Source organism: Pseudomonas sp. F007 (assembly GCF_057814275.1).
Window position 1 is genome coordinate 436,357 of sequence record NZ_JBVATA010000005.1, and the last position, 23,931, is coordinate 460,287.

At 57.6% G+C, this 23,931-nt stretch carries 35 protein-coding genes; 8 read left to right on the top strand and 27 right to left on the bottom strand.

From position 1 onward, the window contains the following. Nucleotides 1-2: 2 nt before the first annotated feature. From ACZYR5_RS14805 to ACZYR5_RS14840, 8 genes are read right to left on the bottom strand one after another with little or no spacing between them, the layout of a single operon-like run. Nucleotides 3-308: a phage tail assembly protein gene (locus ACZYR5_RS14805; protein ID WP_489090707.1), complete on the bottom strand. Its 306-nt coding sequence runs from the start codon at nucleotides 306-308 to the stop codon at nucleotides 3-5. Beyond that, entirely contained in the window at nucleotides 305-652 is a 348-nt protein-coding gene (locus ACZYR5_RS14810; RefSeq protein WP_489090708.1) for a phage tail tube protein, read from the bottom strand. Before ACZYR5_RS14810 ends, ACZYR5_RS14805 begins: the two co-directional genes overlap by 4 nt. A 53-nt stretch (nucleotides 653-705) precedes the next feature. Beyond that, entirely contained in the window at nucleotides 706-2,184 is a 1,479-nt protein-coding gene (locus tag ACZYR5_RS14815; RefSeq protein WP_489090709.1) for a phage tail sheath subtilisin-like domain-containing protein, read from the bottom strand. Next, nucleotides 2,181-2,429 (bottom strand): DUF2635 domain-containing protein, encoded by a 249-nt coding sequence (locus tag ACZYR5_RS14820; protein ID WP_489090710.1) that lies wholly within the window; start codon nucleotides 2,427-2,429, stop codon nucleotides 2,181-2,183. Before ACZYR5_RS14820 ends, ACZYR5_RS14815 begins: the two co-directional genes overlap by 4 nt. Beyond that, entirely contained in the window at nucleotides 2,426-2,998 is a 573-nt protein-coding gene (locus ACZYR5_RS14825) for a phage tail terminator protein (RefSeq protein WP_489090711.1), read from the bottom strand. The genes ACZYR5_RS14820 and ACZYR5_RS14825 overlap by 4 nt, the downstream gene beginning before the upstream one ends. Before the next feature lie 24 nt (nucleotides 2,999-3,022). Continuing rightward, a complete protein-coding gene (locus tag ACZYR5_RS14830) occupies nucleotides 3,023-3,544 on the bottom strand; it encodes a hypothetical protein (RefSeq protein ID WP_489090712.1) in 522 nt (173 codons plus the stop codon). Further along, nucleotides 3,537-3,914 (bottom strand): phage head closure protein, encoded by a 378-nt coding sequence (locus ACZYR5_RS14835; RefSeq protein ID WP_489090713.1) that lies wholly within the window; start codon nucleotides 3,912-3,914, stop codon nucleotides 3,537-3,539. The genes ACZYR5_RS14830 and ACZYR5_RS14835 overlap by 8 nt, the downstream gene beginning before the upstream one ends. Beyond that, nucleotides 3,914-4,255, bottom strand: coding sequence for a head-tail connector protein (locus tag ACZYR5_RS14840; protein WP_489090714.1), 342 nt, complete (start codon nucleotides 4,253-4,255; stop codon nucleotides 3,914-3,916). The genes ACZYR5_RS14835 and ACZYR5_RS14840 overlap by 1 nt, the downstream gene beginning before the upstream one ends. A gap of 58 nt (nucleotides 4,256-4,313) precedes the next feature. Between ACZYR5_RS14840 and ACZYR5_RS14845 the strand changes: the two genes are divergently transcribed. After that, on the top strand, nucleotides 4,314-4,529 hold the full coding sequence (locus ACZYR5_RS14845) for a hypothetical protein (protein ID WP_489090715.1): 216 nt from the start codon (nucleotides 4,314-4,316) through the stop codon (nucleotides 4,527-4,529). Nucleotides 4,530-4,728: 199 nt separating this feature from the next. Here ACZYR5_RS14845 and ACZYR5_RS14850 read toward each other — a convergent pair whose 3' ends face one another. The 18 genes from ACZYR5_RS14850 to ACZYR5_RS14935 form a co-directional block, all read right to left on the bottom strand. Further along, the gene (locus ACZYR5_RS14850; protein WP_489090716.1) at nucleotides 4,729-5,922 is read right to left on the bottom strand and encodes a phage major capsid protein; all 1,194 of its coding nucleotides are present in this window, start codon (nucleotides 5,920-5,922) and stop codon (nucleotides 4,729-4,731) included. 68 nt (nucleotides 5,923-5,990) lie between these two features. After that, nucleotides 5,991-6,854, bottom strand: a complete 864-nt coding sequence (locus ACZYR5_RS14855) for a head maturation protease, ClpP-related (RefSeq protein WP_489090717.1) — start codon at nucleotides 6,852-6,854, stop codon at nucleotides 5,991-5,993. Between the two features lie 2 nt (nucleotides 6,855-6,856). Beyond that, nucleotides 6,857-8,158 (bottom strand): phage portal protein, encoded by a 1,302-nt coding sequence (locus tag ACZYR5_RS14860; protein ID WP_489090718.1) that lies wholly within the window; start codon nucleotides 8,156-8,158, stop codon nucleotides 6,857-6,859. Beyond that, nucleotides 8,151-8,312 (bottom strand): hypothetical protein, encoded by a 162-nt coding sequence (locus tag ACZYR5_RS14865; RefSeq protein ID WP_489095168.1) that lies wholly within the window; start codon nucleotides 8,310-8,312, stop codon nucleotides 8,151-8,153. Before ACZYR5_RS14865 ends, ACZYR5_RS14860 begins: the two co-directional genes overlap by 8 nt. Next, nucleotides 8,309-9,997 carry a terminase large subunit gene (locus tag ACZYR5_RS14870; protein WP_489090719.1) on the bottom strand — a complete coding sequence of 563 codons (1,689 nt, stop codon included), beginning with the start codon at nucleotides 9,995-9,997 and terminating at the stop codon, nucleotides 8,309-8,311. The genes ACZYR5_RS14865 and ACZYR5_RS14870 overlap by 4 nt, the downstream gene beginning before the upstream one ends. Then, on the bottom strand, nucleotides 9,998-10,492 hold the full coding sequence (locus ACZYR5_RS14875; RefSeq protein ID WP_489090720.1) for a terminase small subunit: 495 nt from the start codon (nucleotides 10,490-10,492) through the stop codon (nucleotides 9,998-10,000). 77 nt (nucleotides 10,493-10,569) lie between these two features. Continuing rightward, complete coding sequence (locus ACZYR5_RS14880; protein WP_489090721.1) at nucleotides 10,570-10,917, bottom strand: HNH endonuclease; 348 nt, start codon at nucleotides 10,915-10,917, stop codon at nucleotides 10,570-10,572. Nucleotides 10,918-11,436: 519 nt separating this feature from the next. Further along, nucleotides 11,437-11,772, bottom strand: a complete 336-nt coding sequence (locus tag ACZYR5_RS14885) for a phage holin, lambda family (protein WP_489090722.1) — start codon at nucleotides 11,770-11,772, stop codon at nucleotides 11,437-11,439. Between the two features lie 214 nt (nucleotides 11,773-11,986). Next, nucleotides 11,987-12,340 (bottom strand): antiterminator Q family protein, encoded by a 354-nt coding sequence (locus ACZYR5_RS14890; RefSeq protein WP_442104421.1) that lies wholly within the window; start codon nucleotides 12,338-12,340, stop codon nucleotides 11,987-11,989. A 3-nt stretch (nucleotides 12,341-12,343) separates the two neighbouring features. Then, nucleotides 12,344-12,667 carry a hypothetical protein gene (locus tag ACZYR5_RS14895; RefSeq protein ID WP_489090723.1) on the bottom strand — a complete coding sequence of 108 codons (324 nt, stop codon included), beginning with the start codon at nucleotides 12,665-12,667 and terminating at the stop codon, nucleotides 12,344-12,346. Nucleotides 12,668-12,669: 2 nt separating this feature from the next. Continuing rightward, nucleotides 12,670-13,950, bottom strand: coding sequence for a tyrosine-type recombinase/integrase (locus ACZYR5_RS14900; protein WP_489090724.1), 1,281 nt, complete (start codon nucleotides 13,948-13,950; stop codon nucleotides 12,670-12,672). Continuing rightward, nucleotides 13,947-14,378 (bottom strand): VRR-NUC domain-containing protein, encoded by a 432-nt coding sequence (locus ACZYR5_RS14905; RefSeq protein ID WP_489090725.1) that lies wholly within the window; start codon nucleotides 14,376-14,378, stop codon nucleotides 13,947-13,949. Before ACZYR5_RS14905 ends, ACZYR5_RS14900 begins: the two co-directional genes overlap by 4 nt. A gap of 106 nt (nucleotides 14,379-14,484) precedes the next feature. Next, nucleotides 14,485-14,787: a nuclease domain-containing protein gene (locus ACZYR5_RS14910; RefSeq protein ID WP_489090726.1), complete on the bottom strand. Its 303-nt coding sequence runs from the start codon at nucleotides 14,785-14,787 to the stop codon at nucleotides 14,485-14,487. Continuing rightward, entirely contained in the window at nucleotides 14,778-14,987 is a 210-nt protein-coding gene (locus ACZYR5_RS14915; protein WP_489090727.1) for a hypothetical protein, read from the bottom strand. Before ACZYR5_RS14915 ends, ACZYR5_RS14910 begins: the two co-directional genes overlap by 10 nt. Continuing rightward, entirely contained in the window at nucleotides 14,980-15,744 is a 765-nt protein-coding gene (locus tag ACZYR5_RS14920) for a replication protein P (protein ID WP_489090728.1), read from the bottom strand. Before ACZYR5_RS14920 ends, ACZYR5_RS14915 begins: the two co-directional genes overlap by 8 nt. Then, nucleotides 15,744-16,517, bottom strand: a complete 774-nt coding sequence (locus ACZYR5_RS14925; RefSeq protein WP_489090729.1) for a helix-turn-helix domain-containing protein — start codon at nucleotides 16,515-16,517, stop codon at nucleotides 15,744-15,746. The genes ACZYR5_RS14920 and ACZYR5_RS14925 overlap by 1 nt, the downstream gene beginning before the upstream one ends. Before the next feature lie 183 nt (nucleotides 16,518-16,700). Beyond that, nucleotides 16,701-17,123, bottom strand: a complete 423-nt coding sequence (locus ACZYR5_RS14930; RefSeq protein ID WP_489090730.1) for a phage regulatory CII family protein — start codon at nucleotides 17,121-17,123, stop codon at nucleotides 16,701-16,703. A 153-nt stretch (nucleotides 17,124-17,276) separates the two neighbouring features. Next, nucleotides 17,277-17,516: a transcriptional regulator gene (locus ACZYR5_RS14935; protein WP_095169220.1), complete on the bottom strand. Its 240-nt coding sequence runs from the start codon at nucleotides 17,514-17,516 to the stop codon at nucleotides 17,277-17,279. A gap of 101 nt (nucleotides 17,517-17,617) precedes the next feature. Between ACZYR5_RS14935 and ACZYR5_RS14940 the strand changes: the two genes are divergently transcribed. Together ACZYR5_RS14940 and ACZYR5_RS14945 are read left to right on the top strand one after the other, a co-directional pair. After that, nucleotides 17,618-18,421 carry a S24 family peptidase gene (locus ACZYR5_RS14940; protein WP_489090731.1) on the top strand — a complete coding sequence of 268 codons (804 nt, stop codon included), beginning with the start codon at nucleotides 17,618-17,620 and terminating at the stop codon, nucleotides 18,419-18,421. 344 nt (nucleotides 18,422-18,765) lie between these two features. Next, on the top strand, nucleotides 18,766-20,280 hold the full coding sequence (locus ACZYR5_RS14945; RefSeq protein WP_489090732.1) for an AAA family ATPase: 1,515 nt from the start codon (nucleotides 18,766-18,768) through the stop codon (nucleotides 20,278-20,280). A 240-nt stretch (nucleotides 20,281-20,520) separates the two neighbouring features. Here the strand turns inward: ACZYR5_RS14945 and ACZYR5_RS14950 are convergent, their stop codons facing one another. Beyond that, complete coding sequence (locus ACZYR5_RS14950) at nucleotides 20,521-20,838, bottom strand: DUF1654 domain-containing protein (protein ID WP_489090733.1); 318 nt, start codon at nucleotides 20,836-20,838, stop codon at nucleotides 20,521-20,523. Nucleotides 20,839-21,364: 526 nt separating this feature from the next. On the opposite strand from ACZYR5_RS14950, the gene ACZYR5_RS14955 reads away from it, so the two are divergent. The 5 genes from ACZYR5_RS14955 to ACZYR5_RS14975 all read left to right on the top strand — a co-directional run bounded on the left by ACZYR5_RS14955 (nucleotide 21,365) and on the right by ACZYR5_RS14975 (nucleotide 23,931). Continuing rightward, nucleotides 21,365-21,568, top strand: coding sequence for a hypothetical protein (locus ACZYR5_RS14955; protein WP_489090734.1), 204 nt, complete (start codon nucleotides 21,365-21,367; stop codon nucleotides 21,566-21,568). Between the two features lie 498 nt (nucleotides 21,569-22,066). Continuing rightward, entirely contained in the window at nucleotides 22,067-22,339 is a 273-nt protein-coding gene (locus ACZYR5_RS14960; RefSeq protein ID WP_489090735.1) for a hypothetical protein, read from the top strand. Next, entirely contained in the window at nucleotides 22,336-22,650 is a 315-nt protein-coding gene (locus tag ACZYR5_RS14965; protein ID WP_489090736.1) for a hypothetical protein, read from the top strand. The genes ACZYR5_RS14960 and ACZYR5_RS14965 overlap by 4 nt, the downstream gene beginning before the upstream one ends. 91 nt (nucleotides 22,651-22,741) lie before the next feature. Then, entirely contained in the window at nucleotides 22,742-23,089 is a 348-nt protein-coding gene (locus ACZYR5_RS14970; RefSeq protein WP_302098587.1) for a hypothetical protein, read from the top strand. A gap of 26 nt (nucleotides 23,090-23,115) precedes the next feature. After that, nucleotides 23,116-23,931 carry a DUF2303 family protein gene (locus ACZYR5_RS14975; RefSeq protein ID WP_489090737.1) on the top strand — a complete coding sequence of 272 codons (816 nt, stop codon included), beginning with the start codon at nucleotides 23,116-23,118 and terminating at the stop codon, nucleotides 23,929-23,931.

Below are 23,931 nucleotides of genomic sequence, written 5' to 3' on the forward strand. Positions count from 1 at the left end.
GCTTAGCTCGGTTCCGTCACCGGCTTTGCCTGTGAAGCCGGCGTCAAGAAAAAACCCGCCACCGCCCACGCCAGGCCGTTCAAGTCGTTCAGATCCAGCTGATTGACCGATGGCGCCGGAATAGCGCCGCAAATCGCGATGTATTTGGCGGCCGTCTCCAGATCGATGGTCACGGCTTCGTCTTTGGCGATGACATAAGGCAGCTTCCCGATGGCCCGGCACTCTGGAACGGTCGGCCGGCGCAGGGTGATGCGGGTAACTTCTTCGCCGTGCGCCTGGATCGACTTGCTCAGTTCATGCTCAATCATTGCCATACCCCTTTATCGCCATTCCACTCAAAATCAATCGTGCCTTCGTCGCCCTTGGTCGACGGCTCGCCGACGATGTACGCGCCCGACAGGACATAGACCCGACCGTTGGCATACTCGACAGTGATCGTCGAATTGGTGGCGGTCATAAGCTGCTGAATCGGCAAGTCCGGATCATCGACCGCGGTCAACTTCACATACGCCGGCAAGTCTTCTTCTTTGAAATAACCCGGCGCCACGGTTTCGCGTTTAACGTCACTCAGCGGGCATTCAACGCCCCCTGTGACAGTGACCTGGCCGCCATCTACTTTGGCGTAGACGGTGCCGGCTACTTTTTTGCCCATTGCGTTCTCCCACAAAAAAGCCCGCACTCGGCGAGCTTTCGACGTTCGTTAAATCAGGCTGCGTACTGCAGGCGGAATTGATACTGCAGCGCGAAAATCCGCAACTGGTTCACCAGATCCGGCGGGAACAGAATGTTCAGGCGGTTCGGATTTTCGCTGGATCGCTCGACGATCAGGTACTTGGCGAACGCTTCGGCATTCTCAACAATGCCCAGGCGCTCCAGAGCGTAATAGGCGCCGATCAGCTCGCCGCGAATCACCACCGGCGTGACGATGGCCTGGCCCGCACCAAAACGCGTGCCGTCATTGGCGAGCTTGTGACGCCCATACTTGCTGGTGATCAGCCCTTTCAGGTACTTGATCACATAGGCCGATTGGTGCAGCGTCTCGCTGTCCAGATACGAATCATCCGGCTGATCGAACGCGTTCACCCGATAGCTGGTTACACCGCGCTCGATGCGCATCGCTCCACCGCTGTAGCTCGCCGTAGCAACGCCATGGGTCAGCAACGATTGCCGTTCAGGCAGCGAGAAGCGCGACCCCGCCGGCGCCGGTTGGCTGCCGTTCAGCTCGCCGCTTTGTGTCGGTCGCGCCGGATCGGCGGAAATAAACACCGCTGTGCGCGCGGCATAGGCCGCCGCCTCACGCCAGAACGGACCGGGGCAGCCGACCTCAAAGCCGTAAGTGGTGGTGTGTTGATCGTTACGCGTAACGCCGAAGGCAACCAACTGCCCGAGCGTGCCGCGCTTGGCGGCGTACACATGCCCATAAAGCTGCTTAGCCCAGCTCCAACGCCCGGTTGAGTCGTCCATGAACTCTTTCCAGGCGTTGAGCGTCGTGGCATCCGTCCAGGGCGAGCAAATGAACTCAAACGGCTCATCACCCAAGCTGGCAAGCACCGCGCCCACGTCCGGCGATCCCGCGCCGGACGCCATTGCCGTCAGCGCCACCACCAACCCGGCCGGGGTAGCCTCGCCGTCGTTGCGCCCCAAGCGATTCATCTGCAGCGAAATATCATTGCCGCTATCACCGGCCCACTTGCAGCTCAGCGTCACCACGCCGAGCGCGGCAACGGCCGACACCGACAGCCCGGCCTCGTTGACGGCGGCGGCCAAGGCCGCTGCCGCCTGGGTCGGAGTCGCACCGCTGGGCACCACGGCGCGCACGCGGGTACCCGCGATGTACAGATTCAGCAGGCCCGATTCTGTCGCCGCGCCGGTGATGGTGACTTTGCCGGCAGCCTGGGCGCCGGCGCCCTTGATCGGCAAACACCAGATTTCGCCCGCCGGATCGATGCGGCGCCAAACGTCATACATCTGCTCCAGCATCGAACCAACGCCGCCGATGCTTTTGGCAAGGCCCAGGGTCGATACCAGCGTCAGCTGACCAATCTCCAAGGCAGTCGAATCATCGTTGACCTGGGCGACAATCAAGCGCGGCATGCTCGATGTAGCGCTATTGGCCTGGCTGTTATCGACCTCGGCATAAAACAGCGGCACGCGGATATCGGCCGGAATGGTGTTCAGGTTCATTTGGCGGCACTCCGCTTAGCGGCTTTAGGTTCAGCAGGCGGCTGTTCCGGTTGATTCACCGGCTCAGGCAATTGCGCTTCTTCTGCAGGCGGATCCGCCGTGATCACGTCTTGATCTTTCAGCCGACGTTGCCAATAGGCAGTATTCGGCACTGAGTGGACTTCGCCGGCCAGCAACAGCTTGCCGCCGTTCTCCAAGTCGGGAACCTGGCGGCCCTCGCCCAGCGTCACAAAAAGTCGCGTCATTGGGGTAAATCCTCGCGCGTATGAAATTCGACACGGCCGTCAGGCGCGCCGCTGTTGGTGATTAGGTCGTAATCAATGTTCAGCCCCTCAAGCGGGGGCAGGCCGTCCAGCTCGCGTTCTTGCCAAGTCTCGGGCGGATCCGACTTGGAGTTGCGGCCTAACTGAAACTCGGCGATGAAGTTGAACTGGTACACCACCCGAGCACGGCTAATGTGTAACAGCGCTCCCTTGCCATATTCGATCGGGCTGTACTCGGCGCCGGGCTCCCAGCCCACCAGCGCCCGCCAGAGTTCGGCACGCAGATCGTGAAGCAGATCATTGGCGTCCTGCCCGCGCTCATCGGTAGGCTCAAGGACGATGACCACACTGAACTGGTCGGTGATGTCCTGGACGGTGACGTTCTGGGCTTTGCTCGGCGTCGCAACATCTGCCGAGGCAATTACGTACGCTGCCGGCAGCGCGAGCTTGGCGCTCTCAACGACGGCGTCCCAGTCGATGCCGCCGGAGATCCTTTGGGCAAAGCTCGGGCATGTCGCTCGAAGGTGAGCAACGATAGGATTCAGTTTCATGGAGGTATCCAGAGGGTTAAACGATCAGCCCAGGGCGGCCGCGAACGCCGCAGACAGGATTGACTGAACTTGCGGTGCAGAATCTTGCAGGGCGTCGGCCATGTAGTTGTTACGGGGTGCGATACGCCATTCGCCAGCGGCACGCTCGGCAACTAAGCGAGCGCGAGCCCCCTTGGCTCGACGGTTGGACTTTCCCTTCCCTTTGCCCGGCGCAAGCTTTCCGGGCCGCCGACCCTTCTTTACCCCGTAGTGCAGGTAAGCTGGGTAAAACTCTTCCATCGATGCGGTTTTTGTCGGGGATATCCGAACCAGAAAACCGGAGCGCGAGACCTTGAAACTAATCGAGTGGACCGTCTCACCGGTGCGGTTGATCGGATAGCCATCCTGATCCTTGCCCAACACCAGGTTCATCTGCGCTTTTTGGGTGACCAGCAAGCCGACTTTGCGCATTCCCGCTCGAATCTTCCGCTTGTCGAAGGCGTCGCGCTCGAAACTATCGAAGCCCTCGACGTGCAGATAACCGTCAATCGAAGCAGAGTTAGACATAGATCTCGCCTCCATTTTTGAGTTGCCCCACATCCTCCACCTCGAGGACAGTAAACCGGTGCGAGCCATTCAAATCGGCGCTGCGTTTAACCCGGTACAGCGTTTCCCCATGAACCACTTCGTGCGCCTCGGTAATACCCGGGTGGTAGCGTAGGGTGATGCGGTGGGTGATCTTGTTGTCTGTCTGCACCCCGTTGGCGTATATCGCGGTCCCGACAGGCTCTATCTTCGCCCAGCGTTTTCTAGGCTCAGAAAACACCGGTTCCAGGCCCATATCCAGAGCAGGCACATCCGACCTGAGTCGGAGGGTGATACGCCTGTTGAGCTCGCCGGTATGCGGTTCACGAAGCTGGTTTGCGCCACGAGCCATTAGATCCCCCACCCGATTCGATACGGCGTCAGCAGTGACCGAGATCCGGCAGGCATGCTGCTGAACTCGTCACCCACCAACGTGTCTTCGCGGTTGCTGTAAAGGTTTCCCAGAATCAGCAAGCACGCTGCTCGAATGGAAGGATTGATCAAGATCGGTTTCGAACCGGCGGAGCCGCTCAGGACCGCAGCATCCAACGCAGCCGCATCTGCATAAAACCGCCGATTGAGAAATTGCGCTGCACTGTCTTCCGCGGCGGCCAGCATTTGCTCGACGTCGGCCCGATCCTCATCTTCAGCCCTGAGATGGCGCAGTGCGTCGTCTGTCGAGATTACGTTCATGTTAGGCCTTCGGGTCTTCATCGGACGCCAGGCCCTTGGCGATCAAAAGACTTGCCTCGTGCTTGGGCGACTTGTAGCTCGCGCCACCGGCACGCCGGATCTCCTTCCCATCCAAGTAGCTGCGCAATGGGTAGAGAGTGACGAATGGACCTGCCGGGGGCTCAGCGTCAGCGTCAGCGTCAGCGTCAGCGTCAGCGTCAGCGTCAGCGTCAGCGTCAGCGTCAGCGTCAGCGTCAGCGTCAGCGTCAGCGTCAGCGTCAGCGTCAGCGATTAGTGTTTGGGTACCTTCATCCAGCGCGCCAGTACTTTCTTTGGTATCCGCCTCAGCAGCTGGCTGGTTCAACGTGACTGTCAAAACGGTTTCGTTCTGACCGGAAACAACATCGCCAGCTGCTTTGACCTTGGAACGACTCATGGGTAGATCTCCCAGGATTAGAGCTCCGCCAATGGACGGAACCCTATTTATGTGCGAGTTAAGGAGCGGTCAGATCGCCAGTCACGAATGCTTCAGGGCGATACACAGCGAAGGCCAGACGCTCTTCTGCACGGATAGTCACCATGTTGTTCTCGAAATCCTTGTCGTTCTCGGTGGAGACCAGAACCTCGATACCCATGCGGTCCAGGATCTGCGCGGCCAGGCTGAAAGCACCGACCAAGAACTGGTCCTGGACGATGGCTTGCGTTTCAACCACCGGCAGATTCCAAAGGCGTGGAGAGGTACCTTCCTGAGGTTTACCGATGATGTAGCGGCCTTCACCATCTTTCAGCAGTTCAATGGCCGCCCAGTCGATGGGATTGAGCACCACACCCGTCGACGGAAACTCAGCGAGAGTCGCTTGCAAGAGGGCCAAGCGAATGCGGTCGATCCGTTGCGCAGCCTGAACGACAACACCGGCTGGAGCTGCGTAAACCTGCGCCTGTGGGATGATCCCGTGCAGATTGTTGCCGGTGCCATTGCCATACAGCAGCTGAGCTTCTTCAGCCAGAAGCAGGCCGTAACGAGCTCGGGCATCAATGAAACTCTGCAGCGCCGCCGCGTCATCCAGGATCTGGCGACTGCCTTTAAAGAGGTGGGCAATCGTCCGTACGTTGGCATTATCCAATTCGAATTTCAGATCGCTGTACGGCTTGGCCATCCCCTCACCGACAACTGCAGCGTTGTTGGTAAAGCCCGTTTCACGCACGTACTCGTAAGCATTGCTGTTGGTCGTACCCGGGGCGACCAGGTCACGAATAGTCAGGCGACGTTGCGGTGCGAGAATAACGCCGCCACGCTCCGGCGCCACCAGAGCACCGCCCGAATTGGGCGCAGAGGTAATGGCGGCGCGTGGCACTTCAACCCGGCGAGAACCGCGGAAGGAACTGGTAAGCCCTTCTTCACTGATCTTGGCCGCCACCAGTTGCCCGGCCGACTGCTGAATTTCCGGTTCATGCTGTTTGCCGGCATTGACCAGCTTCTGCTCGGCTTCCTGCATTCGGGCCTGGAGCTCGCCCTGCTTGAGCAGCAATTCGTCCACCTTGCCACGGGTTTCCGCCTGCATCTCTCCGGAGGCTTTGATTTCCTTCTCGGTGCGCTCGGCATAGGTTTTGATCTGATCGCCTACAGCTTTCAGGTCCGCTTGGGTTTGCTTCTGCGAAGCTTCGATTTGGGAAAGATCGACGGGCATGTTTGGGTCCTTTCAGAAATGAAAAAACCGCCACGCGGGCGGTTGTTAATCGGTTGCGAAACCAGACGCTAGAGGCCCGGAAGCAGATTCCGGAGCGCTGAGGCCTGATGAGCGGTTTCTTCAAACGCAGATACATCAAGGGCAGCGCGAGGCGTACCCGGCACGACAGCGCGAAGCGTGTCGCCGCCAGCAGCGCTAGGCATGCCGGTCTTGATTTCAGAAATGAGTTTTCTGCGCTCTGAGCGCGTCATACCAGACTTGGCCAATGCAGCATCCATCTTGCGAGCGGCGTGGGCCTGGGCTTGCTGATCATCCGGCGCTTCCTTGACCTCGGCCGCCGAGATCAGACCTGTTGCAAAACCCTTCTCCAGTGCATTCGCACCGTTCATGTAGGTTTCAGCGTCAAGCATCTTCTCTACGGTCTTTTCGTCCTGGCCACTGGTGTCAGCATAGAGACCGATCATGGCGCGATCGAACTCTTCCATAGAGTCTGCAAGCTCCCGAATCGCGTGGCGATTGCCAGCGAAGTAGGTCCAACAGTTGTGGATCATCAAGAATGCGGTCTTGGCAATTTCCCGCTTGGCGCCGGCCATGGCGATCACTGAGGCTGCCGAGGCCGCCAACCCCAACACCTTGATGGTGACCTCCTGCGAGTGCTCGAGGAGACGGTTGTAGATGGCGATCCCCTCAAACATATCGCCACCTGGCGAGTTGATGTACACGGTGACCGGCTTATCACCAATGGCACGCAGTGCTGCATCAACCCGCTTTACCGTAACGCCCTCACCCCACCAGTCTTCACCGATCACCCCATACATGGTGATGGTCTCAGTCCCAACTTCTAGCGCGGCGCGGATATCCGGGTTCCACATTTCAAGTGCGCGCGGGCTCAGCTCGCAGTGAAAACTGCCAGCTTTAAGTTTCGGTGGCATGGCTACTCCTGGGGCTGGTCAAGCCAGCTTTTTAACGCGGCCTGAGCGGTCTGCGCATCGGTTGACTGCCCTAACTTGTCGATCGGGGCTAGGTTGGTTTGTACGGTCAGTACCGCGGCATTTCCACCATGGCGAGGAAGGTTCTCTTTCACGCGGCATTCGTCGCGAGTCATGATCCCGTTCTGGGTCATCTTGCTGTACCACTCGGCCCGCCCAGCGCTATCTGCCTTCAGAAAGGCTTCCAGCGAGAACTCGACGTAATAGTTCCGACGCTCTACAGGCGTGAGCAACCGCTTGTTGACGCATTGCTGAATTTGATTGGTGATCGAGCTGATGCTGAACGTCAAAAACGCAATCATTTGCTGCTCTAGACCCGTTCCCCAGTTACTGCCCGAGTCCGTCTTGCCTACCATCCAGGGTGGTACACCGAACCAGCGGCATATTTCCTCAATGCTGTAAGTCCTCGACTCCAGCAGTTGGGCATCGACCGGATTGATTCCGATTGACTCCGGGGTGATACCTTGCTCGAGGACCGGGGACCGCCCGGCATTCAGCGCACCTGAGACCTGCTTGATGTAATCCCGAAACTCTTCACGCTGATCTGGGCGCAACACCCGATCAACCTTGAACGCCACTGCCGGCAACAACCCGTTTTTGAACGTGCCATTCGCGGCGTCATCCGCAGACATGGCGGCGCCGAAGACATCAGCCCCATAGCGAATGGCCGAAAGCCCAACCCGCCCATCAAGACTGAACGCCGGAATGTGCAGCATGTTCTGCCGCTCGATCTGACGCCGAGGACCCTTCCGCGGTTTATACCAATAGGTGATACGGCCATCGTCATCCAGCTCGAGGTCGACGCGCGAAGGCAGGAGAAAATCCAGTGCCACGACTCGGTTTGCCATGCGATGAACTTCCGCATAGGCATTACCCCGCAACAACATCGCCGCCACCATGGCCTGCCAGAACTGGAAGGCGGTCATGTCTTCGTTCGGGCTGGTGTGGATGACGTCATACAATTCAAAGCCCCTGGCATCCTTCCTGCCGCCATCGGCTTCACGCTGGTAGACACCCAGTGGCAGCCCTGCCACCGAAGTCGAGATGATGCGGACACAGGACCACACCGCCGACAGTTGCATGGCGCTGTCGACGGTGACCGTTTTCCCGGAGCTCGACTGTCCACCCAGGAACTGCCCCCAGAAACCGCCGTCGCTCAACTGGATCGACTTTCCGAACCAATCACCGATAGAGGCGCTGGGCTTGCGCGCGGCCCGACCAATTACGGTCGATAAGGATTTAGTCACCGGTCAGCCCCTTGCGCACAAAGCCCGCGATGAGAAATAGCGAGCCAGCGCCGGCCAGCAAGGCCCAACCCAGTCCAGCCAGGATAAATACACCCGCAACTGCCAGGCCGAACCCGCATAGCGCGGTCAGAATGAATACGTGCAATGGGTTCATACGATGATTGGGTTCCGAATGGCGGCCATGAAATCGTCGTTGCCCCGACCTTCGGGGTTCAGGGAAATCAGGGTCACGGCATTGAATAAAGCCATCAACGGGTCAATCTTGGCCGACCCGCTGGCTTGCTTGGTGATGAGGATGGAGTTGGCCCGGGGCTCGACTTTGGCGTTGCCCACACACCAGGCCATCATCGCCTGGCCGCCGTGCTTCATGCCGCCTTCGGCGAGCTTGCGCTCAGCGGTTTTGATCGCTCCGCCAAGCTTCCAGCCCTGGCTGATGGCAACGATTTTTTCCGGTGGAATCTCACGCTCGATCATCGCGTCATAAATTGCGCCGATGCCGACCGGGTCGCAGCCAACCTTATCGAGCAGTCCGAATGCCTCGACCTGCTCCACGAGATCGGCCACATCATTCACGTCATCACCGATTCGCTTTGACAGGGTCAAATCACCGTCTTTTTCGAAGTCATGAAAACGAGGGGCTTCTGCCTTTCTTCGTTCGAGCACGGAGGGATGCGCCCACGCGTGAGTCCACACCAACCAGTCACGGGTTCGTTTGTCCCGACCCACTGCGGCAAAGCCCAGCAAGTCGTCCAAGCCACCGCCATCGATCCCGATGTCGATGACGTCACATCGGGCAATCAAATCATCAAGGGTGAGCTTGTTTTCCTCAGCGCCGATCCAATAGTCAGCACCTGCCCACCGGTCTGAGCGCAACGCGAGGCCGATCTCGACATTAAGGTGCTTGGACATGAATCCCAGAACCTCAGCCTCACCAGCCTCCTCCGCTTTTTTCATTTCCCGGATCAGGAATTTCTCGCTGACCGAATACCCCAGGTTCGGGTTGGTGATGTAAAAGCTCTCGGGCCTGCGGTGTTCATCCGCCTCGAGGATCTTCTTCGGAAACTCGTAAATCACCGGCAGGAAGTTCGGATCGATGATCGTGCCATCACGAACACCTCGGGCGTACTGGAGCTTCTCGCGAAATACTCCTGCCGGGGGCTGGTCAGACTGCGTTGTGAGATAGATCACGAACCCTTCTGGTCGAGACGCGAGTCCACCGGTTGCTTCGCGCAGCATGTTGGCCGCGTGCGGGTTCTTCCCGAACAGGTGAAGCTCGTCGACCAGGACGACTGCGGCCTTCTTCCCTCCAACAGTGTTTTGATCGGCGGCCACCACTTTCAGCGTGGCGCCGGACTCGCGGTGCGTGATCGTCCGAACGTGATCCTGGACATGCAGCAGCGCCGAAAGCTCCTCGTCGTGTTTGACCATGTCACGCGCGGGCGCGTACGCGTTGTTCGCCACCTCAATCGTCGGTGCCAGGATGATGAATTCGGCTGACTGGCGCCAATTTCGGATCAACACAGTGAGCATGATCGCTGCGGCGATGGTGCTTTTCGCGTTCTTCTTACTGATCAGGAGAAAGAACTCCTGGATCAAACGTTCGCCGGTGTTGGAGTTGTAGGCCCCGAAAATGGCGCCCGCCAAGTCACTGATCCACGGTGCACAAGATTCACCGATTAGAGGGCTACCTGGTGCATCGACGATCCGCAGGTCATTGAGAACCTGCATGCACGCAGCCGCCTCATCTGGAAACAGCGGCGGAAACGGCACCAGTGACTGTCGGTTGATAATTCGCGATTCCCAGTCTGGGCACGCAGTGTCCCAAATGGGTTCGTTCATTTATTTCACCGATCGCAAATGAGCTGGAGGCGGAGGCGCGGCACCAAACTTGCCTTTGGATGCTGTCTTCGCTGCGTTCTCCTTTTCTTCCTTTTTGCCACCCTCGCCTTTACGCGGATGGATGAAAGGCATCAGTGCTTTCGCCGCATCCACCCGAAGCTTCGCGTCCGCGTCGTAGTCGTTCATGGTCGCGATCAAAAAAGCTTTCGGATCCGTAAAGGTCATCGCCTTAGAAAAGTCGAAGCTAGGTTCTTCACCGGGTTCGTCGAGATCCAGAGCAGGCGGTTTAGCTCTTGCTGATCTGGCGATCGCGTTAACATTTTTGTTAATGGGCGAGGACGCCAATGCAGCAAGAACGCTCGGGTGTTTTGCCAATCGAGAACCGGCGACCGAGGCGCTGGAGGCCGCGTATCCTGCGGCGATGGCAGCGTCTTTGTTGGACGCACCTTTCCTAACAGCGTCGACGAAAGCACGCTGCTTGGTTGTTAACGCCATTAACAAAAATCCTGTGCAGGGGAAAAAATCTGTCCGTGCGGGGGCGAGTGGTCTAGAGCAAATTACTTCCCACGGTTTCAACCCCCCCTGGGGTGGTCCATCTGGGCCTCCTCTCGCTTCTTGATGCCGTCGTGACAAGGCTTGCACAGCGACTGCCAGTTTGAACGGTCCCAAAACAGAACCTTGTCACCACGGTGAGGGATGCGGTGATCGACGATACATGCCGCAGTCACTTGCCCCTCTCGCTCGCAATACACGCAGAGCGGATTCTCATCGAGGAAAGACAGTCGTGCTTGCTGCCACTCGTAGGTGTAACCACGCTGATTGGATGTGCGCTTGTCGGAGCGCCATGAGTCCGGCTCAACGGTAGCCAGTCTCTCGGGTAGGGTTTTTAATCTGGTACCAAGTGTTTTCAGCCTTGCCATTCAAAGACCTTTATCACTGTCCGTTCGGCAAAAGCTATGGACGTTTGCCTGAGATAAATAATTGGTTACTGAATGAATGAACCCGAATGCAATTGAGTTGCAACAGACCGCTCATCGGATATTTATCGAATTACCTTGCTCCAGCGGCACGCAGGCGTTAACCCTGACCTGCGCCGCCGCCATGGCCGCCGCACTCAGGGGTAGAATGCATGCTTAGATATGTGGTGGTTCCGGCAAATTCTGTCGACCCGAGCTCAGTACCTGTGGGCGGACGCTACTACCGCAAATCGGTGGCATTTGGATTCAACTTATACGACAACCTGGATAAGCTTCGGTTGAAAGCCACCTACTCAACCCGCCTAGAAGCAGACAGGGAATGTGAAAAGCTCAACTGGGTCAAATCCCCTTTCAGAACCTCTTGCACCTAGTCCACCAAGGCCCGCTGCGCGTACTCAACTCCAAATCAAAGTGCCTAAAATCAGTCGCGACACGATCACAAACCTTCAAACCGTGTCGCGACTATTGATCAGGATTACGTCCTGGCAACTTGAATCCGGTAAAGCGATCAGCGTAAGCACGGATCTTGTCCACCCCGAGCAGACCAATCATCCCGCCAACAATTCCGGCTGCTGACTGAGGAATACCCAGTACCTCTAGGCCTGAGAGCATCGCCAACGTAATGCAGCCGCAAAGTAGGCTCTCAAGGAAGGCCGCCTTTTTTGTACCTCCGCCGTAGATAATCCGCAGCGCTGAAATTGACACAGCCAGACCGGCAGCATAGAACGCTGGCGTGTGCTGGCTTAGCCACGCAAGAGCGATCAGCCAGGTATCTGGTTTGTCTGGCATGTTCGGCATCTCGGCATCCTCCCTCTCGGGGAGCGAATATATCCGGCCCCAGCAGCACTCCCAGCTCGGAGCAATGGGTGTGGTGGAGCCGAAAACGAAAAAGCCCCGACAAATGCCGAGGCTCAAAGGACTGTAGAAAGCAAAAAGCCCAACTCTAGAGTCGGGCTTTGCTCGCGGAAAAACCGCAAAGTAACGAGAAATCTATAGGTCGGCCCCGGGCCTGTCAAGCAGCCTCACGACGAAAATCTAAAGCTCCATCGATCCACGCAATACCTGCCTTCCAGAGCTGTCTGGTCTTCTCCTCTCCGAAGCCCAACTTCTTGCCGACATCAACCAGAGCCTTGTCGCGGGCGGTGTAGTACTTCATCAGCACGTTGCCGCATTCCGGGTACCGCTTGATCAGCCGGCCCATGAGGCCATCGATCATCAGCGCATCGTCGTCGGTGATCATCGGTGTATGCAGAGTGTTCTCGCGTGATGCGCAGCACGACACCCCGGAGCCCAGCACAACCCAGCGCCCCCAATGCTCCAACAAGTCTTCTGCAGTACGCTCGGTGAAACTCACTGTTCTGGCCATCGTTCAATCCCCCGTGAAATTCGATCCGCCTGCACCGCGGCGGTTGTTCTGTTCGTACTGCGCGGCTGGATCATTCAACACCACCGGGCGCTTCAACTTTTCAAGCTCGTGGTCGGCGGCCTGGAGCCGGATGCTCAGCTGGGTAACCAGGATCTCAAGCGGCAGCGCCTCACCGGTCTCGGCTGTGACCCAGCCCGAGGCGTTGCACTGCACGCAGGCCAGCTCGTGGAACACACCCTTTACCACCGCCCTGCCCTTGCAGTTCGGGCAGCGAGCCAGGTCTAGCTGGGAAGCTCGGAAGGCGGGTCCATGCTGCTTTTTTCTCATTTTTAAACCTCGCCTATGGTTGATTCTTGAATGGCCTCGCAGCCCTTATTTTCCGTGGCTTCCAGAGCATTATCGGAATCTCCGAATCTAAAGCCGGTCAATGTGTGGATACGCTTGAAGCCTTTCGAATCTAGATAGGCACACCACCGATCCAGCGCCTCACGCTTGCGCCCCATCACGTCGGATTGGATGTACACCTTCACGTTGTGGCCCATGGCGTGGTTGATCAGCAGCTCGCCGATCAGGTGGTCAATGCCAATGTCTGCCCAACCGGTGCGGGCCACCTTGCGCAGGTCGTGACTGGTCCACTCGCCCTTCCCCAGCCGGGTAAACACAGCACTGGCCTGCCCCTCGCTGAGTGCCTTGCCGTTGCGCGCCGGGAACAGGTACTGCCCGTCATAGCCGTTCGCCCACTGCAGGTCGCGGTAGTTGATCAGCAACTGTCGCACCTGGTCGGTCAGTGGCAGGTGATGCTCGACGCCGGTCTTGGTGTGCTCGGCCGGAATGAACCACTCGCGCTCGGCCAGGGTGATGTGCGACCACTGGGCCTGCCGGGTTTCACCAATGCGCGTGCCGTGGCAAAGCATCATCAGGGCGAACATGGCATCAGCCGGCGTGCTGGCCAAGGCCTCCCGCAGTTGGCTGATCAGGTCCTGCAGTTGGGTGACGCGAAGACGAGACGGCTTTACACCGACCTTGGCCTTGGAGAAGTCGCTGAACTTGACGTCCTTCATTGGGTTGGCCGCGATCAGCCGCAACTTGAACGCCTGGCGGAAGGCCAGGGCCAGCAACTGGAACGCGGAGCGCACGTAGTCGATACCGATGGACTCCTGTGCCGGCCACATGAACTTGTCGTCCAGCGTGGCCTTGTCGATCGACGCCAAGGGCACGGCACCGAGCAGCGGCTTCAGGTGGCACTTGATCAGCGAGGCGCCGGTCTTCTTGCGCTTGCTCGACAGGCTGCGGTCGCGGGCCATGCGATCGGCGTACCAGTCCAGCAACTGACCGACCAACACCCACTTCGACAGATTCGACCCGGCACCGGCATCCAGGCGCAGGCGAATGCTCGGCAAGGCCGCGACCACCTGCTTGGCACTCAGGTCAGGGAAGCTGCCGACGAGGTTCCACTTGCCCTTCTGCACCAGGTACCACGATGCCCGGGCACGATCGCGGGTGAAGCGCAGGTACAAGCCCCGGTTCTCGATATCGCGAAGATCCCGCACGCCGCCGGCGGCCTGGCGCTTGATCTCGGTGTCGGTGATCTTCACCACCGCCGTCGTCATGCCGCCACCACTGTCGGCGCCATGCGCAGGTAGGCGCGGATCTGCTCCATCGCATCGAAGTGGCCACGGCACACTATAGCCAGATAGCCCTGATCACTGAGCTTGCGGATGCGCTCGTGCTGGCTGGCCGAAATAGCGGCGTCGTACGGCGGTGTCGCCTTGAACTCAAGGTACAGGCCGAAGTAGCCACCCCGAGCCATCGGCAGCACCAGGTCAGGGATCCCGGCCTTCACGCCTTGGTCCTTCAGCTTCGTGGCCACGGCCTTGACCCGATGTCCGCCGTTGGGTACGTGATAGATCAGGTCGGCAACCTCGGGCATGCGCAGGCGCAGCTCGGCCATCAACGCGGCTTGCTCCAACCCTTCACGATCGACGGGCTTGGCCCGACGGCTGCGCGGCTTGAACACCTTCATGGTGACCGACTTCATTTGCGCGAACCCCGCGCCTGGCTGTTCCGGCGGATCAGGTAGAAGCACGCCTCCCAGATGGCCACGGTCGCGGCGAGCATCAGGCCGAGCAAGGTTTGTAGGTCCATCATGCAGCCCCCTTCACGGTGAGTATTCCGGCCCGAATCAAGGCCTCATGTGTTTCGGCGATCGCCCGGGGCATGTCCTGCCAATCCACGGCCCCGGCGGCGCGTCCGTCGATCACGTCGTGACAGGCGCTGCAGGCGTAGACCGCTACGGTGTCGAAGCCCTTCATGCCCATGCCCTTCTGCCCGCACGGCAGGTGCGCAAGAACGGTGGTGGCCGAGTCGAAGTTGCAGATACCCGGCATGCGCACGGCGCAGTCCTGGCCGCAGGCTGAGGCGCGGAGTTTCTTCGAGGTCACGCGCATACCTGCTCCCCCGTCAGGCGATCAATCACCTCGTAGGTGGCAGGCCAAAGCGACAGGCCGTACCGCAGAGCCGCTTCCGCATCCGCGAACAACGCCACTCCCCGGTCAGGCACGGGGCCGCGGTCCCACTTGTAGCCGCAGCAGTGCACCACATAGCGGTAATCGGCGAGGTTGATCGGCGCGAGATATGGGTTAGCCATGGCGAGCGGCTCCTACGGCGCGTGGCGACGGCTTCAACCCGAAGCGCCGCAGCAGTTGCTCTCTGGCCGACTGCCCGTCAGTTGGGATACCCATTCTGGACACCTGGGCCTGCGCAACGCGCTCAGTCAGCTCAGAGGCCCACTCGGCCGCCGACTTCTGGCTGTCATGGCCGATGCCGATCGAGATCTCTTCCAGCGGCAGGCCCTGCACCAGGCGCCGAATCGTGATGTCGTAGGCCCGGTCGAAGACCTTGCTGGCTTTCTCCGGGATCAGGTCCCCGAGGTTGTGTACCTCGCACTGCAGCGCGGCATGCCGAACAGCTGGATGGGACCAGGTACGCTCACCAAAGCGGCTTGGATGCGAGTTTTCCAGCGCCTCACGGAACGCCCTGTCATGTGAAGGAATCCCCAGCATTTCAGGTGTGGGCTGGCACCATTTGATGAACTTCCCCACGCTGGGTGCGAAGTCACCACCGATCTGGCGGCAGTTCTGCAATCCGTAGCGGATCTGCTCAAGGGTGTTGATGCCCGCGACGAGGAACGCCTTGATCCAACTGCGCTTGGCAGCCTTTAGCGCCTCGTCATCCGGCCAAGCCTGCTTCCAGGCAGGGAAGATTGCCTGTAGCTCCTTGAAGAGCGCGTTCACCACATCGGCAGTGCCAGGCGGAAGTTGCTTGGGTTGCACCAGCGCGACCGGCGGGAGATTGCCCATGGTGCTGAGCAGTTGGGTGGTTGTGCGCGGTTTCTTGTTTTCCATCACAAATCCCCCAAATCATCAGCCCAGGTCGAGTCATTGAAATCTGGGTCCTTGCCTTGGCCCGCTGCCTGAACTCGCTCACGCTTGACCCACTGAACCAGTCGGTAGCACCAGCCAGCATTGGAATCGAGGGTGTTGGGTTTGGCGCAGTGGAAGCCCTTGAACTTGCGAACAGCTTCGTCAGGCACGCAGCCGACCGGCAGGCCAGCGATTGTGATCTGGTCGGACAGCGACTTGGCGTCAGGCACCCAGAGCGCGAACATGGCAAAGCGAGCGTTGGGTGCAACGCACTCGGCGGCGGCCTGGTCCTGCCGAACAACCTCATCAACCAACTCGCGCTGCAGCTGCTCTTCGGTTACTTGATGGTTAAGTGACGGATTGGGTGCAGATTCTGCACCCCGTTCTGTTCCAGGCTGCACCCCGTTCTGTTGTGAGTTGCACCCCGTTGCGTCATCTGCACCCCGTTTTGTACGGGGTGCAGGATTTGCACCCCGCGATAGCTGCAGGTCGTAAACGACGGGACGGCGGTCATGACGATCGATGTGCACGGCGGCAATGGCTTGATTGCCCTTCTGGATCAAGCCGCACTCCTCCAGATCGTCGAGCTTGTAGCGAACAGTGCGCTCGGAGAGGCCAGTGTCCTGCGCCAGGGTTGAAGCAGAAGGGAATGCACCTGCCCCGTTGGAGCCGGCATAGTTGGCCAGGCACAGGAGTACATGGCGCGCACTTGAATCTTTTAGGGATTCGGTGGACAGCGAGAGTGCCCAGGACATTGCTTGAACGCTCACGCCCTGCCCTCGCAGCTTTCGGTACTAGCCAGACGTGACAGGCTCAGGACAAAACTAAAACCTGACGCGATAGGGCATCTATTGCCTGCATCGATTGCTATGTGCATAATCGACCCCGATATGATTTGAAGAAGCCGCCCTGCCAGGCGGTTTTTTTATGCCTGCGATTCAGGCAACCTTTACCGACGCCTCCATCACATCGAGGCTTTGCCGCACATGCCCGAGCTCTTTGCGGATTGACGCTTTCTCCAGTGGGGAAACATGGCTGTCATCCAAAGCCTCATGCACCGCAATAGTCAGATCGGCCACCTCTTTGCCCAGGCTGATCAACGAGGTTGTGAGCGCCTTCGGGGCAGGTGCAGTCTTGGCAACCAGGTCGAACCCAAACTCATTGGCGAGCACCGTCAGCGGCCGCATGTCACCGGTGTGCAGAAGAATCCCGAACAGATGCTCGATTGTCAGGTGATGAGCTGCGTTGTCTGGATTCGAACGCTGGAGCAGGCTCACATGCGCCAAGCACATTTTCCCGGCCAACTCCTCTGCCCCACTTTCCTTGATGATGGTGTGGCAAGCCCTTAAGAAATCTTCCATTCGTAAAACCTCAGATTTGTTTCCGTGGCACCTTGTCGGTGGGTCAGCGATCATTAACTCAATGGGATAGGAGGTCTGAGCATCCGTTAGCTGGCACGCTTTGGATTGGGGTCCATGTACATACGGGTCGTGCTCCTGGCTGTTGAAGTTGGTTTAAGCGGCGGATTTGGTTGGCTCGGAACTGCGCAGATAGGCCCAGTCGATATCGGGACGCATCACTTCACAGGTCACCGAACGCGAGGATTCGCGCTCAATGCTGATAGCGAGAGCTGCACCCGGGCGCCGATAGCCATATGCAACCTGCTTGATCTGGCCGACGGTCGTGCCGCAGCTAGTCGCAAAGTCTTCAAGGGCCTGCTTGTCGAATGGCTTTATGTAGTCGTGCAAATTCATGGGTGCACCTCCGTATTGCCAGCCAGATTAGCAATTGCTAATCAGCGAGGCAATAGCAGACCGTAATTTACTGATTGCTAACTGAAAGCGATTATTGGCAAATGGACATCAACCAAACCCGAGTGAAAGCCCTCAAAGCCGTCATGGCCGGGGCATCCCAGAAAGACTTCGCCAATCAGCACGGCTTGGATGCGTCGTACCTGTCCCAAATTTTGAATGGGCACAGGAATCTCGGCGAGAAAGCGGCGGCGAACCTGGAAGACAAGATCGGCCTACCGAAAGGAAGCCTGGTCAGCCCGTCTGCACCCGAAGAACAGGCTCCGATAGCGCCAGCGGCATCTGCGACCGAACAGCTGAAGTTGGCTCTAGCAAAAGTTAAAGGACTGTCCGACGAGGCGCGGAACCGTTTGCTTGCTGTTGCGGATGAGCCCCAGAAGAGCAATGTTCTGGCGGGCGACTTCTCACGCCCCGGCCAGGTTGGCGATGAAGTGTGGATTGCGCACTACGACGTGCGTGCTGCAATGGGTGGCGGGCAGATCCCGCACGAATACCCCGAAATGCTCCAGGACATCAGGGTCAGCCCCAAGCATCTGCGCGAGATGGGCGTCGCGTTCAAGGAGCACTTCCATCTCAAGATGATTACCGGCTGGGGCCAGTCGATGGCACCGACGATCAAGGATCGCGACCCCCTACTGGTCGACATCACGACCCGGGAGTTCACTGGAGATGGGATATACCTCTTCTCTCACGACGAAATGCTGTACGTGAAGCGCCTGCAGAAAAAAGGCAAGGATCGCTTCAAGATGATCTCGGACAACAAACACCACGACCCAGAAGAGATTCGCGTGGATGACACCCATATCCTCGCTCGAGTTCTTTACGTCTGGAATGGAAATCCGGTGTGATCCATGCCCCTAACCAAGCCCAACCAGCAACTGTGCCGCGACCAGCGCATTACCAAGGAAAAGGCAGGTAGCTGATGGCACTTGTTGAGCTCCTCTTAAACATTCTCGGGATGTTCAACAACTCCGGCTGGTCCTACGAAAAGCCTAGCAAGGTGTTCACGCGGGGCTTTTTTATGTTCAGCGTTTTCGTCGCTATGTTTGAGCTGATAGCGTCTAACCATTTCTATGGTGGCGCAGGAAACTAGAATAGTTACCGAGTTTTATTATTTGTGTTACGAGCCGCTCCAGCCTCTAACTGGTAGCAAAAAATCGATTGTGTTATAGACCCAAAGGAATTGAGGACTATGTATCAGAGTGAAATTCGAGATAGTGAAATAACCGGACTTTTTGAAAGAGTTCAGAAACGCAATTATAAAAAATACATCTACAAGATAATTATTGAAAAGGCTCGCGGCTATGAGAACACCGTGCTGACTTTCGACTTCCCTGTAACTGCCCTAATTGGTCCGAATGGCGGCGGAAAAACAACATTACTCGGGGCAGCTGCACTAGCATATAAGGATATAAAGCCTTCATTGTTCTTCTCGAAAAGTGGAAGATTCGATGAAAGCATGCAAAACTGGAAAATTGAATATGAAATCATTGATAGAGATGTGCGACAACAGGACTCAATAAAGCGAACCGCAAAATTTACAAACTTCAGGTGGAGTCGTGAGGCATTAACCAGAAAGACTCGCGTGTTTGGCGTTTCCAGAACCGTTCCAGCAACGGAGCGTCCAGATCTCGCTAAATGCATGTCAAGAAAATTCGACGTAAAGCCGTCTGCGATCAGCGTCATGCCTGCGGAAGCCGCGCAAGCCGTAGCAACTATCCTGGATAAAGATGTTAGCGAGTTTAGCTTTCTGAAAATCGACGCGAAAGGAAAAATCACACTATTAGCCGGCCAAACGGCAAAGGGAGATAAATACTCCGAGTTTCATTTTGGAGCAGGTGAGTCGAGCATCATCCGAATGATTGTTGAGCTTGAAACTATGCCGGAACAGTCTCTTGTTCTTATTGAAGAGATTGAAAACGGGCTTCATCCTTTGGCGACTATACGGTTAGTTGAGTATCTCATTGATCTTGCAAATCGCAGGAAGATACAAGTAATTTTCACAAGCCACTCGAACGACGCCCTGAAACCATTACCTGATAAGGCCATTTGGGCAGCTATCCGAGGAAAGCTGTACCAAGGAAAATTAGATATTGCCTCTTTGAGAGCGATTAGTGGTGTGGTTGACTCTCGTCTCGCAATATTTGTTGAGGATCGATTCGCGAAAATGTGGGTTGAGGAAATTTTGCGAAATGTGAATGGTGTCGCTGTTGACGCTATAGGAATCTACGCAATGGAGGGGGACGGGACGGCTCAGAGGGTACATAAAGACCACAATATAAATCCGGCCTCAGTACAAAAGTCCATCTGTATTCTTGATGGCGACTCAAAGTACATAAATAGCCCATCGCAATTAATTTTCAAGCTCCCTGGCGAGAGCCCGGAGCGTTACATTTTTAACAAGGTTATCGCTAAATTATCTGACATTTCAGGGGAATTGGCGGTTGCCTTGCTAAAGCCGTATGAAAAGGCATCTGAAATCGAGGACATCGTCCGAAGCGTTGCAAATACAAATCGAGATGAACACACAATTTTTTCGCAGATTGGTAAGCGACTCGGCCTTGTTCCGGAGGCCAGGGTCAAAGAAGCATTTTTAAGTCTGTGGGGTCGCTGCTACCCTGAAGAACTTAAAGATTTCGCTGCTGGTTTCGATAGTTACCTGCCCAAGGAGTCGCAAGAGATCGGCCTAGGGTCCAAGGCATATTGATTCAAAATGACTGTTTGTCGAACAACCCCTGCGAGCCCCCATGGCTCTCGCAGGGGTTAAATACCGCGCGACTTCCTTATCGACGAAAATTATCATTCCGAAGGATTTTTAGCCCGGCCCAGCGCCGGGCTTTTCGTATCTGCCCTTCCCTACCCCGCTTCCCAGGCCACACTGAAATCAGCCGACTGATCGACGCCCCGTCGACAGATTTCCCGCCACTGAGCGGGCTTTTTGTTGCCTTCAGAAAGGCGCTGGTTCCTCAGTGGCGAATGCTTCATCCACTTCAACAACACGATCTTCCTCAGCCTGAGGCTCCCACTTCAAGGTCACCGATTCGTCGTCGTTGAACGTCATGTCTATGCCATCCGTTTCGGATAGCAGTCCCATCACTTCCTCCCACTCGCGATCGCCATCCGTATCCAGGCGATGGATCGTTACCCACCGCTGAGCCTGCGCCACCGGGTGATTAATCATCGAGGACACGCGTAGTCCCAGCCGCTCTACGCCGCTGATTTCTTCCCTCTTCGCTGGTTTTTCCTGCTTCTTCGCCTTCGCCATTTCCAACTCCAAGCGCTGTATATCCATCCAGTACAAGCAAACTATAGCGAAGCTTTACAGAAATGTAACTACCAATTCCTGGCGAGTAGGGAGTGGCGGATAAACAGTCCCCACCAAATCAATTTAGCATTTGCTATTGACACACCATTTAGCAATTGCTAATTTGCATCCATCGCAACGCTACAAGGACTGCGAAGGGCCTCAACAGACCCGCCGCTCTTTAACAGTCTGACGTGACCACCGCGACGTACCCAGACCACTACCTGGGTCGGAAGAAGCTAAACCGCCGCCCATGCAGCCTCTGGATAGCTGCCGTGCTCCCTCATGTGAGTACGCGAAACCATGCAAGCCAGCCAGGAAGAACACCGGACACGAAATGTGTGACCTGGCCAGAGATATGAATCGGGCGATGCGCGTGGTGGAGAACGTGCGAATGCAAATTTTGCACTCGTTCGAATGGAAAGCATCACTGAGCAGCCTTCTAGTGAGGGTTGCTTGGGATGACAACCACTCGGAAACAAATTGCATGGCCAAGTCATTCAAACAAATGATCAAGGACGGCGATCTGCGACGTGCCGATGCGATGAAGGCACGCTTGGAAGATCTCCATGAGGAACCTGGCTTCAACCTTCGAGCTGAAGGCGAGGATCTGGAAGAAAGCATTGAGGCCTTGGCTGAATTCATCTTCGCCGGCGGCCAGATACCAGCTGTCGATCACACCGCAATTTGATTGCACTACCAAACAACCAGCGCCACGTCAGCCTGACGTTAACTGCCCGAGCACCTGGTACTCCCCAGCACCAGGCCGCATCGGAGTGTGATCTGGTCTGCAGCTGTCACAGCAGACCGAGGATGAAGCCAGCGATCAGGCAGCCCCTGGTGGTGAGCCTTTGTAGCGTTGCGAGTTGAACGGCGGGCTGTTGAAGAGACCGCACCTCCGACCAGATCACACCCCGATGCGGACGAACACCCGGCCAAGCGCCGGCCACCTGCATATCACCCACTCAGCACGGAGGATTGGCAATGAAATAGCGCATACCGAAGCCCGCCCAGCGGCGGCAAAAGCTTCCACATAGGGAGGTCTGTGTGGAGCACAACGAAAGCCTGGGAACCCTCGGGCTTTTTACGCCTGCCTTTATCCGTCAGCACTCCCCTCTGCGTCCAACGGCAACCAGCAGGCGGCCAGAGTGCTGACGAATACACGCAACCCAACACCGAGGGATCAGCCATGCACCCACTTATGCAACAGCGCCGGGATGTCCTCGGCGCACTGATGGTCCGTAGCCAGATGGCTCGCGAAGAGTTCGCCCGCCTGGCAAGCCTGGTCATGCCTGAGAGAGCCGTGCGCTTCCAGGTGGTGACCAAGGGGCCGAAGGCCTACCACATCGTTGACCTGTCCACCGGTAAGACCCGGGGCTTTCGCTGGACTCATGCGGCCGCGGTCGACTTCGCCATCCAGCTTGAGGAAAAGGCCAACCGCCTTCCAGGAGGTGCCCAGTGATCGGCGTGCCAATGCCCAACCCGCGAGACTCGATCATCGCGGACCTGAACCAGAAGCTGGATCAGTTCTTCGGCGCCGGAAAGACGGTGCAGGAGATCGACAGCGGCGTCAGCGCGGAAATGGTCGGCTATGGCGCATCTGCACATCAGGACTGGCTGAAGGCCGAGCGCGCCAAGCCGGCCCCCATGGTCAAGGCCCAGGCCGACGCAGGCAAGACTGTTGCGGCCGCCGCGGCAGAGCTGAAGATGCGACCCGGCCGGGTGAAGCTCATTGCGCATGAAAACGGCTTCACGTTTTCCGAAACCGCATGAGACGGATAAACAACTAGGTGCGCCAGCGCCTTCGCCAGGCGCAATTCAACCTTCCCCCAAGCGGCCTGATGGCCATTCCAGAGAAACAGCCATGTCCACTCCTACCGATACCGCAGAATTTCTCGAAGAGCTCAACGGTGGCGCATTCGCCAGCCAAATCGGCCACGCCCTTTCCGAAGTAGCCGCCGGTGTGGTTGACCACGGCAAGGCCGGCAAGCTGGTGATCACCCTGGACTTCAGTCAGATCGGCGAGTCCAGCCAGGTGAAGATCAAGCACAAGCTCGACTACAAGGTGCCGACCAAGCGTGGCACCCGCAGCGAGAACACCAGCCTAGACACGCCAATGCATGTCGGCTCCGGCGGCAAAATCACCCTCTTCGCGGAGAAGCACGACCAGCTCTTCAGCCGCGAACAAGCACCTATCACCCCTCGCACCTAACCGCTCGACCATCAAGGAACTGAAAAATGTCTCTGACCAAAGAAGCGATCCAACTCATCACCGACACCGCGCTCGAGGCGAGCGGCAAGACTCTGGCCACCCAAACGCCGACAGTGGTCCTGCCGGAAGGCTGCCAAGTCGTAACGCTGGAAAAATGGCAGGCAGGCCGCAGCCGTTTCCGTGGCATCTACTCCACCCACTCGCTGGCCGACTTCAGCGCCTACGTCGCCGACCGGGCTATCTCGACTGCCAAAGGCTTCATCGACCAGGACGAAATGACCTGCACGCTGCTGTTCAACCTGGGCACTGATGTAGCACCTGGACACGCGGACGACCGCGCAATGCTGAAGCTCAAGGCGTCGGCCGGCTACAAGGCCGCCCAGTCCATTGGCGGCCGAGCAATGACGCAGAAAGATTTGAGCGACTGGATCGAGGACTGGCACCAGTACCTGACCCCGGTGGATGACGAGGGCAAGGCGATTCCGGTGGCCAGGGCCATCGCCGCCGTGCGCACCATCACGGTCAAGGCGACCAGCGAATCCGAAAACACTGTCGGCGATACCAGCGCCAGCCGCAGTGCTATGGACCAGATCGAGGCCCGCAGTAAAGAAACGCTGCCGGCCGCTCTGCTGTTCAGCACCATCCCGTTTGAGGGCCTGACCGAGCAGCAGATCAACCTGCGAATTTCTGTGATCACCAGCGGCGCGGTGCCGGCGCTGAAGTTGCGCTGGGTTGGTGAAGAGGTGCAGCGTGAAGACATCGCCCAGGAATTCAAGACGGTACTTCAGGAGAAGATCGGCACCAACGCTTCGCTCTCCCTCGGCTCGTTCGATCCTAAGTAA

Coding starts and splice junctions, on each gene's coding strand:
- ACZYR5_RS14805 (WP_489090707.1), bottom strand. CDS start 308: ATGATTGAGCATGAACTGAGCAAGTCGATCCAGGCGCACGGCGAAGAA.
- ACZYR5_RS14810 (WP_489090708.1), bottom strand. CDS start 652: ATGGGCAAAAAAGTAGCCGGCACCGTCTACGCCAAAGTAGATGGCGGC.
- ACZYR5_RS14815 (WP_489090709.1), bottom strand. CDS start 2,184: ATGAACCTGAACACCATTCCGGCCGATATCCGCGTGCCGCTGTTTTAT.
- ACZYR5_RS14820 (WP_489090710.1), bottom strand. CDS start 2,429: ATGACGCGACTTTTTGTGACGCTGGGCGAGGGCCGCCAGGTTCCCGAC.
- ACZYR5_RS14825 (WP_489090711.1), bottom strand. CDS start 2,998: ATGAAACTGAATCCTATCGTTGCTCACCTTCGAGCGACATGCCCGAGC.
- ACZYR5_RS14830 (WP_489090712.1), bottom strand. CDS start 3,544: ATGTCTAACTCTGCTTCGATTGACGGTTATCTGCACGTCGAGGGCTTC.
- ACZYR5_RS14835 (WP_489090713.1), bottom strand. CDS start 3,914: ATGGCTCGTGGCGCAAACCAGCTTCGTGAACCGCATACCGGCGAGCTC.
- ACZYR5_RS14840 (WP_489090714.1), bottom strand. CDS start 4,255: ATGAACGTAATCTCGACAGACGACGCACTGCGCCATCTCAGGGCTGAA.
- ACZYR5_RS14850 (WP_489090716.1), bottom strand. CDS start 5,922: ATGCCCGTCGATCTTTCCCAAATCGAAGCTTCGCAGAAGCAAACCCAA.
- ACZYR5_RS14855 (WP_489090717.1), bottom strand. CDS start 6,854: ATGCCACCGAAACTTAAAGCTGGCAGTTTTCACTGCGAGCTGAGCCCG.
- ACZYR5_RS14865 (WP_489095168.1), bottom strand. CDS start 8,312: ATGAACCCATTGCACGTATTCATTCTGACCGCGCTATGCGGGTTCGGC.
- ACZYR5_RS14870 (WP_489090719.1), bottom strand. CDS start 9,997: ATGAACGAACCCATTTGGGACACTGCGTGCCCAGACTGGGAATCGCGA.
- ACZYR5_RS14875 (WP_489090720.1), bottom strand. CDS start 10,492: ATGGCGTTAACAACCAAGCAGCGTGCTTTCGTCGACGCTGTTAGGAAA.
- ACZYR5_RS14880 (WP_489090721.1), bottom strand. CDS start 10,917: ATGGCAAGGCTGAAAACACTTGGTACCAGATTAAAAACCCTACCCGAG.
- ACZYR5_RS14885 (WP_489090722.1), bottom strand. CDS start 11,772: ATGCCGAACATGCCAGACAAACCAGATACCTGGCTGATCGCTCTTGCG.
- ACZYR5_RS14890 (WP_442104421.1), bottom strand. CDS start 12,340: ATGGCCAGAACAGTGAGTTTCACCGAGCGTACTGCAGAAGACTTGTTG.
- ACZYR5_RS14895 (WP_489090723.1), bottom strand. CDS start 12,667: ATGAGAAAAAAGCAGCATGGACCCGCCTTCCGAGCTTCCCAGCTAGAC.
- ACZYR5_RS14900 (WP_489090724.1), bottom strand. CDS start 13,950: ATGACGACGGCGGTGGTGAAGATCACCGACACCGAGATCAAGCGCCAG.
- ACZYR5_RS14905 (WP_489090725.1), bottom strand. CDS start 14,378: ATGAAGTCGGTCACCATGAAGGTGTTCAAGCCGCGCAGCCGTCGGGCC.
- ACZYR5_RS14910 (WP_489090726.1), bottom strand. CDS start 14,787: ATGCGCGTGACCTCGAAGAAACTCCGCGCCTCAGCCTGCGGCCAGGAC.
- ACZYR5_RS14915 (WP_489090727.1), bottom strand. CDS start 14,987: ATGGCTAACCCATATCTCGCGCCGATCAACCTCGCCGATTACCGCTAT.
- ACZYR5_RS14920 (WP_489090728.1), bottom strand. CDS start 15,744: ATGGAAAACAAGAAACCGCGCACAACCACCCAACTGCTCAGCACCATG.
- ACZYR5_RS14925 (WP_489090729.1), bottom strand. CDS start 16,517: ATGTCCTGGGCACTCTCGCTGTCCACCGAATCCCTAAAAGATTCAAGT.
- ACZYR5_RS14930 (WP_489090730.1), bottom strand. CDS start 17,123: ATGGAAGATTTCTTAAGGGCTTGCCACACCATCATCAAGGAAAGTGGG.
- ACZYR5_RS14935 (WP_095169220.1), bottom strand. CDS start 17,516: ATGAATTTGCACGACTACATAAAGCCATTCGACAAGCAGGCCCTTGAA.
- ACZYR5_RS14940 (WP_489090731.1), top strand. CDS start 17,618: ATGGACATCAACCAAACCCGAGTGAAAGCCCTCAAAGCCGTCATGGCC.
- ACZYR5_RS14945 (WP_489090732.1), top strand. CDS start 18,766: ATGTATCAGAGTGAAATTCGAGATAGTGAAATAACCGGACTTTTTGAA.
- ACZYR5_RS14950 (WP_489090733.1), bottom strand. CDS start 20,838: ATGGCGAAGGCGAAGAAGCAGGAAAAACCAGCGAAGAGGGAAGAAATC.
- ACZYR5_RS14955 (WP_489090734.1), top strand. CDS start 21,365: ATGGCCAAGTCATTCAAACAAATGATCAAGGACGGCGATCTGCGACGT.
- ACZYR5_RS14960 (WP_489090735.1), top strand. CDS start 22,067: ATGCACCCACTTATGCAACAGCGCCGGGATGTCCTCGGCGCACTGATG.
- ACZYR5_RS14970 (WP_302098587.1), top strand. CDS start 22,742: ATGTCCACTCCTACCGATACCGCAGAATTTCTCGAAGAGCTCAACGGT.
- ACZYR5_RS14975 (WP_489090737.1), top strand. CDS start 23,116: ATGTCTCTGACCAAAGAAGCGATCCAACTCATCACCGACACCGCGCTC.